This window comes from Streptomyces sp. NPDC104309 (genome assembly GCF_055584025.1).
Genome location: NZ_JBVJMV010000065.1, coordinates 19,967 through 31,540 on the forward strand (window position 1 = coordinate 19,967; position 11,574 = coordinate 31,540).

Annotated in this window: 10 protein-coding genes and 2 pseudogenes; 6 read left to right on the forward strand and 6 right to left on the reverse strand. The window is 68.7% G+C overall.

Going from position 1 to position 11,574, the window contains the following annotated elements:
• Nucleotides 1-65: 65 nt before the first annotated feature.
• Nucleotides 66-302 (reverse strand): hypothetical protein, encoded by a 237-nt coding sequence (locus tag ACZ68L_RS42770; RefSeq protein ID WP_469589258.1) that lies wholly within the window; start codon nt 300-302, stop codon nt 66-68.
• Nucleotides 303-305: 3 nt separating this feature from the next.
• Between ACZ68L_RS42770 and ACZ68L_RS42775 the strand changes: the two genes are divergently transcribed.
• Complete coding sequence (locus ACZ68L_RS42775; protein WP_469589261.1) at nt 306-587, forward strand: alpha/beta fold hydrolase; 282 nt, start codon at nt 306-308, stop codon at nt 585-587.
• Here ACZ68L_RS42775 and ACZ68L_RS42780 read toward each other — a convergent pair.
• Nucleotides 584-1,066: a resolvase gene (locus ACZ68L_RS42780; protein ID WP_469589264.1), complete on the reverse strand. Its 483-nt coding sequence runs from the start codon at nt 1,064-1,066 to the stop codon at nt 584-586. The two genes, ACZ68L_RS42775 and ACZ68L_RS42780, sit on opposite strands and share 4 nt — an antisense overlap.
• Nucleotides 1,067-1,243: 177 nt before the next feature.
• Here ACZ68L_RS42780 and ACZ68L_RS42785 point away from each other — a divergent pair, with 177 nt between their 5' ends.
• From ACZ68L_RS42785 to ACZ68L_RS42795, 3 genes are read left to right on the forward strand one after another with little or no spacing between them, the layout of a single operon-like run.
• Nucleotides 1,244-2,320: a tyrosine-type recombinase/integrase gene (locus tag ACZ68L_RS42785; protein WP_469589267.1), complete on the forward strand. Its 1,077-nt coding sequence runs from the start codon at nt 1,244-1,246 to the stop codon at nt 2,318-2,320.
• Nucleotides 2,317-2,640: a helix-turn-helix domain-containing protein gene (locus ACZ68L_RS42790; RefSeq protein ID WP_469589270.1), complete on the forward strand. Its 324-nt coding sequence runs from the start codon at nt 2,317-2,319 to the stop codon at nt 2,638-2,640. The genes ACZ68L_RS42785 and ACZ68L_RS42790 overlap by 4 nt, the downstream gene beginning before the upstream one ends.
• A gap of 5 nt (nt 2,641-2,645) precedes the next feature.
• On the forward strand, nt 2,646-3,902 hold the full coding sequence (locus tag ACZ68L_RS42795; protein WP_469589272.1) for a hypothetical protein: 1,257 nt from the start codon (nt 2,646-2,648) through the stop codon (nt 3,900-3,902).
• Nucleotides 3,903-4,659: 757 nt separating this feature from the next.
• Here ACZ68L_RS42795 and ACZ68L_RS42800 read toward each other — a convergent pair.
• The 4 genes and pseudogenes from ACZ68L_RS42800 to ACZ68L_RS42815 form a co-directional block, all read right to left on the reverse strand.
• Complete coding sequence (locus ACZ68L_RS42800) at nt 4,660-4,797, reverse strand: hypothetical protein (protein WP_469589274.1); 138 nt, start codon at nt 4,795-4,797, stop codon at nt 4,660-4,662.
• Between the two features lie 206 nt (nt 4,798-5,003).
• Nucleotides 5,004-6,413, reverse strand: a complete 1,410-nt coding sequence (locus ACZ68L_RS42805; protein ID WP_469589277.1) for a VanZ family protein — start codon at nt 6,411-6,413, stop codon at nt 5,004-5,006.
• A 1,053-nt stretch (nt 6,414-7,466) separates the two neighbouring features.
• A pseudogene (locus ACZ68L_RS42810) lies at nt 7,467-8,706 on the reverse strand (IS701 family transposase).
• A gap of 153 nt (nt 8,707-8,859) precedes the next feature.
• Nucleotides 8,860-9,813 (reverse strand): annotated as a pseudogene (locus tag ACZ68L_RS42815) (IS481 family transposase).
• A 293-nt stretch (nt 9,814-10,106) separates the two neighbouring features.
• Between ACZ68L_RS42815 and ACZ68L_RS42820 the strand changes: the two are divergent.
• Nucleotides 10,107-11,051 (forward strand): aldo/keto reductase, encoded by a 945-nt coding sequence (locus tag ACZ68L_RS42820; protein WP_469589280.1) that lies wholly within the window; start codon nt 10,107-10,109, stop codon nt 11,049-11,051.
• A 21-nt stretch (nt 11,052-11,072) separates the two neighbouring features.
• Nucleotides 11,073-11,423, forward strand: a complete 351-nt coding sequence (locus tag ACZ68L_RS42825; RefSeq protein ID WP_469589283.1) for a MerR family transcriptional regulator — start codon at nt 11,073-11,075, stop codon at nt 11,421-11,423.
• Nucleotides 11,424-11,574 lie beyond the last annotated feature (151 nt).

Consider the following 11,574-nt stretch of genomic DNA (forward strand, 5'->3'; position numbering starts at 1 on the left):
CTTGCGTGACAGCGTCAACGCGTCCAGGCGGTGGGAGTCTCCCGGCGTCCAGGTGCCGTTGGCGTTCACGCGCCCTCCAGGGCGTCGGTGTAGAAATCACTGTCGTCTTCCAGCTCCACAAGCTCGGCGTCGTCAGCCACGTCGTCGTCGCCCGTCTCCTGCGCGGCCTCCGATGCGAGCTGCGGCTGGGCCGCGTCCGGCAGCCCCATCAGGCGCCTCACGCTCGGCAGCGTGGCGACGCCCTCCTCGGGCCGCATCGCTCGCTCGGTGACGTCGATGCGGACATGGCGAGCCGCCTGCACATGATGGCATCCCGGACGATTTCCAAGCACACGACCGGTGAACCGAACCATCTCGTACCGGTTCCGCAGACCTGGCAGCGCGCGGCGTCCATCGGCGTTCCCGTCCTGGCGATCAACGGCGCCCTCGACGTGAGTGACCACATCGCGATGGCCGAGCGTCTGACACGCCTGGTCCCCAACGGCCGCGCCGTATCCGTTAAGGACACCGCGCACTTCCCCAACATGGAGGACCCGGCCAGGTCCAACGCCCTCCTGGCCGCATTCCTCGAAACCCTTCCGGATTAGACCAGGCGCCGCGCATGACGTGGCAGGCGCGGCGCCTGGCCGCCGACTTCGCTCGAAGCACGCCGGGACGACATCCAGACCGTGCTCGGCTTCATAGCGCCAGCCGCCGCAGCCTGGGTTGCCGACACCTCCCGCATCGACGAGGTCCTCGCCCGCTCGACATCGTCCAGCTCGGTGGCGCGGAGGAAGTCGGCGACCTTGCCCGGCATGTCGAGGGTGACCGGCAGCTCCGGCGCCGGAGAGTCCTCCTCGATGGCGGTGCGGTCGGGCAGGAGGTCGGCGACGGCGGTACGGATCGCGCCGCGGCTGACGCCGTGCTCGCGGGCGAGGGCGGCGATCGAGCGGCCCCCCACGTACGCGGTGCGTACGTCGGCGGTCTTGTCGGCCGGGACCGCGGGGCGGCGTCCGCCCTTGCTGCCCTTGGCCTCGGCGGCCCGCAGTCCGTCGTGGTGAGCTCGCGCTGGAGGTCGGGTGCGCAATAGTCCCCGAGTTCCGCGTTCGTCCTCCGGATCCTGGCACCACTGAGAGTGCCAGGACCTGGGCCTGTTACCTCGTCCGGGTGACCGAAGTCCGTTCTGACCCAATCTCGCCCGTAGTGCGCGACCCTCATCCCTGTCGGGATTCCTTCAGTCTGGGTGAAGTCGTGGAGGCGTGGGTTGGCTCTGGCCGTAGTACGCGATCTGCGCGAGTACCGGGCGCCGGTGAGCGAGGAGGAGCTCGCCGAGTTCGAGACCGATGTGCTGGCGGGGTTCGTACTCGCGCGAGCCTCGGCCGGTCTGGTCGACAGCACGATCCGCAACGACACCAACCATCTGGAGCTGATCCGGGACTGGTTCGGCCGTCCGCTGTGGGAGATGGAGCCGGCCGACGCCGACGTCTATTTCGGCAAGGTGCTCCGCGACGCCAAGCCCTCGACGCGGACCGGTCGGGCGGGCGCACTGGCGGTGTACTTCCAGTTCCTTGAGCTGCGGCACAAGGTCGAGCTGCACAACCTCACCGGCTGGGTGGTCGAGTGCCCGCTGGATGAGATGAACCGGCCGCGGGCCTCGGTGGAACCGCAGCTGCGGATCCCGCCCAGCGAAGCGGAGATCGAGGAGCTGTTCGCCGGGTGGCGCGAGGAGCTGGTGACCTGCCGCAAATTCGGCCCGGCCGCCCGTAATTACGCGGTGGCCCGGCTGGCGGCCGACGTGGGGCTGCGGATCAACGAAGCACGGATGCTCGACCTGGACGACGTCCGCTGGGAGCTGGGCCGCTTCGGCAAGCTCAACGTCCGACACGGCAAGGGATCCCGAAGGCGTGGACCGAAGCCACGGCTGGTGCCGCTGATCAACGGCGCCGACCGCAACCTGCGATGGTTCATCGAGGACGTGTGGGGTCACTTCGACGCCGACCACACCCGGCCCGGTGCCCCGCTGTTCCCCTCCGAGCGCAAGAACCGGGACGGTTCCTGCTCGCGGGCGACCGCCGACGTCTTCCGCCGGTCGCTGGCCGATGCCGCCGCCCAGCACCTGCCCACCTGGGCCGGGAAGCTCACTCCGCACGTGCTGCGACATTTTTGTGCCTCCCAGCTCTACCTCGCCGGCATGACCTTGTTCGCCATCCAGGAGCTACTCGGGCATACCTGGACCGGGACCACGGCCCGGTATATCCACGTCCATGGCACCCATGTCGAAGACGCCTGGGTCGCCGGACAGCAGCGCGCCACCGACCGATGGAAAGGACTGGCCCAGTGAAGTGGAACCTTCGCCTGGCGGCCGCCAACCGCGGCATCTGGAAGGCCAGCGAACTCCAGCGGATGCTCGCCGAACGCGGCGTGGTGATCAGCGCGGGGAAGATGTCGGGCCTGTGGTCCGGCCAGCCGAACACCGTCAAGCTCGACGAGCTGGACGTCATCTGCGCCGTGCTCGCCTGCGGCGTCGAGGAACTACTCCTGCCCGAGCCGGAGCGAGTGCCGGAGCCGACGCCGGCGACCGACTCACCGGCCACTGCGGTGGGCCAGCCACGCGGCGTCGCCCCGCGTCCTCGCACCGGCCGGTCCCTACCGCCACGATGACCTGCATGCACTGCGGCAAACCGCTGCCCGAAGGATCGCGACGGGACCGGGCGTACTGCGACAACAAGTGCCGGGGCCTGGGCTCCTACTACCGGCGCAAGGCGGGCGTCGCACCCCCACCACGCTGGCAGCACCCCGCCCTCACCTCGGACAACCCTGTGCTGCGGTCGGCCGCAGCCCACGCCAAGCAGCTCGGCGAGGCCAACGGATGGTCGCCGTCACTCGTGCGGTGCGCGATGGACGGCCTGACGGCGGTGCTGGCCGACCGCCCGCCAGGCAAGCCCGTGAAGCTCACCGAAGTCCGTGCGCGAATACCGCGACACGCTTCCAGTTTTCGGGTCGCCGAAGTCCTCGCCGACCTGGACCTTCTGGAAGATGACAGCGCCTCGTCGATCCGCTCGTGGATCGACGACCGCACCAGCGAACTGCCCGCCGGGTTCGCCAGCGACGTCCGCGCCTGGCTGCTGGTCCTCCTCGACGGTGACAGCCGTGCCAAGCCCCGGTCCCGCACCTGTCTCTACGTCTACTTCGGCTGCGTTCGCCCCCTGCTGGAGAACTGGGCGACGACCCGTGGGCACCTGCGCGAGATCACCGGCGCCGACGTCACGGCCGCGCTGTCACCCCTGCGCGGATGGCAGCGGCGCAACGCCATCGCGGCACTGCGCTCACTGTTTCGCTTCGCCAAGAAGCGCGGCTTGGTCTTCGCTAACCCCACCACCCGCCTCAAGGCGGAAGACATCCCGCGCAGCCTGCTGCCGATGACCGACGCCGAAGTGCTCGCCGTCCAACGGGTCGCCGTCACCCCGGCGCACCGGCTGATCGTCGCCCTGGCCGCTGTCCACGCCGCCCGCGCCACGGCCATTCGCCACCTCACCTTGGACGACCTCGACCTGCCCAACCGCCGGATCACCATCGCCAGGCACACCCAACGACTCGGTGAACTGCCCCACCAGACCCTGTTGGCCTGGCTCGCCCAGCGCCGCACCGCCTGGCCGAAGACCCCTAACCGGCACGTATTGATCAACACGAAGACCGCCCTGGGAACCGGACCCGTCAGCGCCGAATACCTCAAGCGGCACCTGCTGCACCAAGGCGTCTACCTCGAACGCATCCGCGGCGACCGGGTACTGCACGAGGCACTGACCGCCGGCGCCGACCCGCTCCATCTCGCCCTGGTCTTCAACCTGTCCCACACCGCCGCGAGCCGCTACGCAGCTATCGCCCAGAAGCTGCTCGACGACCAGTCTGGTGGCGCTCTTTGATCTTGGCTCTGACCCCTTCTCGGATCAGTCGGATGCCTGTAGCTCTGCGCGTCCCAGCATGTCAACGAGGGAAGTGCCCGCTCGTGCTGCTGCGATTCGGCGGGCGCGCAGCTGAGCTCGGGTGCGGGGACGGAACTTGGGTTCCTTGCCGCAGCCGCACGGTTCTCGGCCCTCGTAACGCAGTCCGGCTTTGAGAACCGCGGCCACGACGGTCCACGCCTTGGTGCCGCGACGCCGCGGTGCCGCGAAGTCGTGGCCGGCACAAACCATTGGCTCTGAGCATCGAGGGCATGGGTGCTCGCCGGGACCGGGATGCCGCTTGAACGCTACGCGGCAGAGCACGCACGCGTAATGCAGCTTGTAGGGCTTCTCGGCGTAGTAGCACACAAGGTGAACGTACCCGGCAGCGCGGCGGCTGGCGAGATGATTTTCATGGCCCAGGTCATGACTGCGTGCGGATCCCGTTTCGGAGATCGGCATCAGACGAGCAGACCGCCGAGAGCGAATAGGTATCCTGCCGATTGAGGGGCGACGAACCCACCGCACTTTCGAGCCTGCCTGCTGAAGACGCCATGGGTTCCCGGTGAAAGCTCCTCAGTCACGCTGAACTCACGGCCGTCGTGCTGGTAAGAACGCTGTCACCAGCCGCAAACGGCGGTGATCTTGCGAGAGTGTCACCCGTGTGGGTGAGTCCGGGGTCGTACAGCTGCACCCCGAATCGGTTCCAGCGGCGGCCGTTGGGGGGCTCTCGGTCGGGTCAGTTGCCGTACTCGTACGCGTCGGGGATCAGGTCCATGGACCTGGTGCGCAATTCGTATGGGGCCCGCAGCCAGGCGGCGGCCCGCTCGGGGCCGACGTCGGTCAGTCCGAAGTGGTCGCAGGCGACGGCCAGCACGTCCTGGACGTCGACAACCTCGCGGTCCTGGTGCTGCAGGTGCGCCGTGGAGCCACACGTCCGGCTCTGCCAAGTCGACCGGCGAGACGTCGTCGCAGACCAGCCAGTCCACGATCTACCGGCTGGACCCGTCGGACGTGAACTGAGGCAGACGTCCACACAGCGCGCCAGGGGCCAAGAGTGCACTGGCGCGCTTGCGCTCCCCCTCAGTCCGCCCTTTCGCCCGTGGCCGCGTCCAACGACTCCGTCATCGGTTCGCAGCCGTCTCCGTCCGCGTCGGGTGTGCGCCGGGTGTCGGTGACGACCACCGACCACACCGCGCGCCACGGACCCGTATGGCCCATGGTCCGCTCGGTGGTGAGCGGACCGACCTCAATCCGCAGCCCGGCCGTGGCGGCACGGATCTTCCTCCGCTCCTCGCGGACGATCTCCTCGGCCTGCCGTGCCGAGATCAGCTTGGCGGGGAGGGGCACATGCGTGGGGCCGAGGTCGACCTGCATCCCGTACACGCGTCCGGCGGGGTTGATCCGTACGTCGAGGCTGCGGGGCATCTCCGCGCCCCGCTCCTTGAACCGCCAGGAGGTCACCCAGCCGGAGCCGGCGCTGTCGTGGACCGCTCGGGTGGCGTGCCAGGACGCCGACTCGGCCCAGGGGTAGTGGGCGCGCATGTAGGTGCGGGCGATGCGGTAGGCGTCGGCGGTGCCGTGGGGCGTGCCGGCGCCCGGCACCATGTAACCGACCTTCTCCATGCTTCCCATACCCGCGGTGTTCCCGAAGTCCACGTTCAGCCGGCGTCCTCCGGGCCACATCAGCTCCGCGGGGAACCCGCCCGCGAACTGGATGTGCATCCAGCCGTTGTAGCCGTCGAGGCCGGGGCTGATCCTGACGGCGCCGACCCGGTAGCGGTCGCCGAATGCCTGGTGTACGGCCCGCTCGGCGGCCACGCGCTCGTCACCGCGGGCGTCCCGCACGCTGGAGCCGTCCATGTGGTTCAGGGTGACGGCGGTCCGGCAGACGACCGCCCCGAGCACGGCGAGGACGGCGGTCACGGCCGCGGTGGGCGCGGCCCAGGCCCGCCAGGCGACGCGCCCGCGCAGCAGCACGAGCCCCGCGGCCACGCCCAGCGCACCGCCGCCGGCGTTCATCTCCACGTCGGCGCTGTCGCAGATGCCGCTCACGAACGGGGCCAGTGCCTGGGTGAGTTCGATGAGGACCGGCAGTGCCAGGACGCCGGCCAGCGCGGGCAGCGGTCGGCGCAGGGCGAGCACGCCGAAGAGGCCGAGCGGCACGAACATCGCCAGGTTCCACAGGCCCTGCGTGGTGTACAGCGGCTCGGTGAGGTCGTGGTTGACCACGCACTCGGCACGTCCGGTCGTGCCGCCGCGCAGCGCCAGCGTGACCCCGAGGACTCCGGTGAGACAGAACACCAGAGGCGCCCACCAGCCCGCGTGGGCGATACGGCGCCGGCGCGCCACGTCCCACGCGAGGAGCCCCAGGACGGCGGCCACGGCTGTGAGCTCGGCTAGGAACCATATGTCGTCCCCGAAGACGGCGTTGAACACGTGCTTGCCCACCCCCGATGTCATGTCCGACGGCCTGGTCAGAGCCTCGAACACCTGATCATTTCTGAGCCTGGAAGCCTAACCGAGATGCGTCGGCGCGAACCTCCGCAGCAGTGCCGGGAGGACGACTGTCAGCTCCCGGAGGCGGCTGCACGGATGACCGGAGTCGGCTGCACGCGCTGACGGCGGGTTCCGTCTCCAGCCCCGCCCCTGCTCGGAGGATGGCCGATTCTCCGGGGAGCTCTACGAGGCGCGGTGGCCAAACTCAGCCAGCACCCGTCGGGTCTGCTTCTGTTGGTGTGCCACGGCCTACGGTCAACGCCCAACGCACGACTGGGGACGCCTCGACGGACACGTCTCCACTGCGCTCCACCCCTGACAGCGCCAGCTCGTTGGAGACAGTGCTGACCTGGTCAGCACCACACTCCAGAGGGAAGGAGACGTGCACGGGCCGCACCGTCACCGTGATCTCCCCTCGCCCTGGCAGCCCGCCGCGATGGTGAGGGCGTCACCTTTCTTGCCCTTGCTGTAGGGGAAGCTGGCGTTCCCTGTGGTCACCTTCTGGCGGCCGGCGAGTGATGCCCCAGGGTCCAACTCCGGCGGCTTCAACAGGGAAGGCTGCGTGGTGCTGAGCACGCTGCCGTTCGCTGCCGGGCCCGGCGTCGCGGAGTCGTGGGGCCGCGTGGGCCGACTGGCGTCCGAATGATCCGTCGTGCACGCGGCGACGGACAGAAGTACAGCAGCACACCCGATGCTCACTACCGCACGGGTTCGGCAAGACATATCAGCTCTCCGAGACAGCCCAGCCGACGCGATGCGGCGTGTGGATGATGACCCTGCGCTTGCTGTCCGGCCAACAGCTGTCGAGATCATGTCAGCGCCCCTGGCGAACCACCAGCCTTCACGTCCTTTCTGAGCAAAACCTGAGCTAGTACTCCAGCAGTACTTCGTGGCTTGGCCTGGGGAAATGTCGAGCGGTGGGAGTGTAGCGGGCAGGCTGCTGTCACGGACGGGTTCTGCCCGCTCGTCCCTCGAAGGAGTGGCCACGACGGCGGTAGTGGCATCGGCGGGCGACCGCTTGGCGGCGTCGGCGCCAGCGCGACCAGCTCAACGCGTGGGTGCGGGCGCGGGGATGCCGGGGTGCGTGAGCTGCCAGGAGTCGCCGCACTTCTGCCACAGTGAGCGCGATGACCTCGGCGTCCTCACTGGTGGATCCCCTTTTTCGGCTGCTTGCGCGCTCATCGCGGCGAGGAAGGCGTGGGCGAGCATGGCCAGGGTGATGTGCCGGTACCAGCCGACGTAGCGGCGGACCTCGTACTCGTCCAGGCCGCACTCGTTCTTCGCCGCCTGGAAACACTCCTCGATCGCCCACCGGAAACCGGCCACCCGCACCAGCTCGTCCACGCCGACATCCAGCGGCGCGTAGCCGAGGTAGTAGGCGATCTCGTCCGGCCGGCTCAGGCTGCGCCGTGCCAGCGCCCACCGCCGCCGGATCAGCACACCGTTGTGGTGGTCGTACTCGGTAACCGGGCGCAGCTGCACGGCCGCCCAGTCGTACTCGCGCTGCCCCTTTGCGCCCGTGCCGCAGGAACGGCGCTCCCACGCCTGGTCGGGGGCCTGCTCGAAAACCATGTCAATGCGCGGGCCGGCCAGGGAGAACTGGGACTTCGGGACGGCCAGGACGTAGCCGACGCCGGACGTTTCCAGCATCCGGCGGAAGCGGTTGTCCTGCCCGTAGGCGGCGTCCGCTGTCACCCAGGCTATCGGCAACGGCGAGGCCAGAGCTCTTTGGACGATCGCTGCGGCGAGGGTGTTCTTGGTGGCGAACTCCCGCTCGTCGGGGACCTTGGCGGCGCGGCAGCGGTCACGGTCATCCGCCCAGGACTTGGGCAGGTAGAGCTCACGGTCGGCCAGGGCCCTGGCCAGCCGCGCTGGCGTAGGCGGCGAAGACACCGATCTGACAGTTCTCGGTGCGGCCGGCGGTGCCGGAGTACTGCCTTTGGACTCCGGCGGAGGTGGTGCCCTTCTTCAGGAAGCCGGTGTCGTCGATGATCAGTACCCCGTCGGGGCGGCCGAGTTGTTCGGCGATGTAGGTCTGCAGGTCATCGCGGATATCGTCGGGGTTCCAGCGGGCGCGGGAGAGCAGGTGCTGCAGGCCGTCGGGGGTGGCGTGGCCAGCGTGTTCGGCCAGTTGCCAACTGTTCTTGCGGGCCACCGGAGCGAGCAGCGCACGCACGTAGTCCCGCATCCGGCAGCGTGGTTCGACACGGCCGAAGCGGTGCCCGATGGTGGCGAAGAGGTGGTCCAGGTCGCGGTCCCAGGTCTCGGCTGCCTGTTCGGTGATCACGGTCTGAGGCTTCCCCGAACCCGGACACTACCGCCGTCGTGGCCACTCCTTCGAGGGACGAGCGGGCAGAACCCGTCCGTGACAGCAGCCTGCCCGCTACACTCCCACCGCTCGACATTCCCCCAAGTCAAGCCACGAAGTACTGCTGGAGTACTAGGTGTATTGCCCTGTGAGGTTGGGGACGCGGCTGGCGGGTGGTTGGCCCTTGAGCGCGGTGTGTCCGCGGTGGTGATTGTAGGTGTGCAGCCAGGCGGGGTAGGCGTCGCGTCGCTCACCTTCGCTCCGGTAGGGCTGCGCGTAGGCCCACTCGTCGAGGAGGGTGCGGTTGAACCTCTCCACCTTCCCGTTGGTCTGGGGCCGGTAGGGGCGGGTCTGCTTGTGTGAAATCCCCATCTCTGTAAGGCAGTTGCGCCAGAGGTGGGATCTGTAGCACGAGCCGTTGTCGGTCAGGACGCGTTCGACAGTGATCCCGGCCTGGGCGAAGAACGCGTGGGCCCGGCTCCAGAAAGCAGTCGCGGTTTCCTTCTTCTCGTCGGCGAGGATCTCGCTGTAGGCGAGGCGGGAGTGGTCGTCGACGGCGTTGTGGAGGTAGCTGTATCCGACGCCGGACCGGGTTTTGCGGCCGGCCTGGCGTCCGAGGGTCTTGTGGCCGCCGCCGTCGGGGATGTTGCCGAGCTTCTTGATGTCGACGTGCACCAGCTCGCCGGGGCGTTCGCGTTCGTAGCGGCGTATGACGCGGCCGGTGGCGCGGTCCAGATGGTTCAGGCGGGCCAGGCGGTAGCGGGTCAGGACCCGGTGGACGGTCGCCGGGTTCAGACCCAGCAGGTAGGCGATGCGGGCAGGTCCTCAACGGCGGAGCACGCGGACCTTGATGATCCGCCGCTCGGTGCGGGTCGGGGTCCGTCGCGGACTGTGGTGCGGGCGCGAGGACCGGTCGGTCATGCCTGCCTCGCCCAGCTCGCGGTAGCGGCCGGCCCACCGCTGAGCCGTCGTGGGCGAGACCTGGAAACGTTCGGCAGCCCGGCGCAGGGTCCAGCCATCGTCCACGACGCAGCGGGCCAGACGCAGCCGTCCGGTCTCGGTCAGGGGTGCATTACGGTGGGGCACGAGGGCCTTTCTGTTACTGGTGCAGATGTCGCAATCCACACCAGGCCAGAAGGCCCTCACCCATTTCAAGATCTCTCAGCCGAGACCTGCGTCACCAACCTCCGTGGACAGAACAACTAGGTTGCACAGCGACCGGCGTCTTGGTGTTGACCCGTGCAGTGGGCTACTCGCCACGGATTGCCGTCCGCGGGGACGGTCGTCACACGCACCATCGGCTGCCGGAGGACGAGCCCCCTATTTTTGTCATCAATGGACTTGACCTGGAGCGCGCTCCAGATCCGAGGATCGTGGACATGGACACCAACAGCAGCGACTCCCAGTTGATCCTCGGCACGATGGACTTCGGCACCCGCGTCGGCCCGGACCAAGCTTTCGCGATCCTCGATGCCTTCGTCGCCGGAGGAGGTGTCTGGCTCGACACCGCGAACTGCTACTCCTTCTGGGCCGATTCGAGCGGTGTAGGAGGCGCCAGCGAGCGCCTCATCGGCGCGTGGCTCCGCGCCCGCCCCGGCGCGCGCGACGCGGTGCGCATCGCCACGAAGGTCCGGCAGAATCCGCTCGTCCCGCATTCCTGGCCGCAGAGCGCCGAGGGACTTTCCGCTCACGCCGTGCGAACCGGCGTCGAGGAGAGCCTGGGACGCCTCGGAGTCGATCACGTCGATCTCCTCTGGGCCCACGCCGAGGACCGCACCGTGCCGCTGGAGGAGACCGTCGGCGCCTTCGGCGAGCTGGTCACGAAGGGAACGGCTCTGCGGATCGGAGCGGCAAACCACGCTGCCTGGCGCGTCGAACGCGCCCGGTCGCTCGCCCGTGAGCGGGGCGTGGAACCGTGGACCGCCCTGCAACTGCGCCACTCACTCGTCCAACCGCGCCCGCTCACTCCTCTCGCGGAAGCCGGCCATCGCCTGCTCGCCAACGAGGACCTGGACCTAGCGCAGTCGCAGGGGCTCTCCGTATGGTCGTATAGCTCTCTGATGTGGGGCTCCTACGTGCGCGACGACAAGCAGCTTCCGCAGACTTATGATCATCGCGGCACAGCCGGAGTGCTCTCCGTCCTGGACGATGTGGCCGACGAGCTGTCGGCCACGAAGAACCAGGTCGTCCTCGCATGGCTGATGCGGCAAGGAATCGACCCTATCGTCGGCGCGAGCCGGGTTGAGCAGATCGAGGAGGCACTCGCCGCACGCCGTGTGCAGCTCGACGACGAGCACCTGGCGCGCTTCGTCGAAGCCCGCTAACAGCGGTAAGGAAAGGCCCCCGTGACCACCCTTCTCACTCCGGCAGCAACAGCCGACCGCACGGGCGTCTCCCTTGACACGCTGCGCTACTACGAGCGCGAGGGACTGATCGGCCCGATCCAGCGCTCGCTCGGTGGACGCAGGCAGTACACCGAGGACGATGTCTTCTGGATCGGCCTGGTCACGTGCTTTCGTGAGGCCGGCCTAGGCATCGCGGACCTGCGCGATTTCGTTGCCATCCTGCGCGCCGACCATTCTGCGCAGGACCGGGTCGCCTTCCTCCGCGAGCGCCGAGCCGCCCTGGAGCAACGCGTCGCGGCGCTGTCCCGGGCCATGGAGGTCCTCGACGACAAGATCACCTACTACAGTTGAGCGCACAGAGCCCGCCCCGTACCCCCTTCTCGGGCAGGCAGGCGGCCCCACGGACGGCGTCTGCCGCCCGAACCCGGTTGCGTGACGCCAACCGCGAGCAACCGCGCCCAGGCGATTGGCAACGGTCCACATCACAACAAGCCTGCCTACG

Coding starts and splice junctions, on each gene's coding strand:
- ACZ68L_RS42775 (WP_469589261.1), top strand. CDS start 306: ATGGCATCCCGGACGATTTCCAAGCACACGACCGGTGAACCGAACCAT.
- ACZ68L_RS42795 (WP_469589272.1), top strand. CDS start 2,646: ATGCACTGCGGCAAACCGCTGCCCGAAGGATCGCGACGGGACCGGGCG.
- ACZ68L_RS42820 (WP_469589280.1), top strand. CDS start 10,107: ATGGACACCAACAGCAGCGACTCCCAGTTGATCCTCGGCACGATGGAC.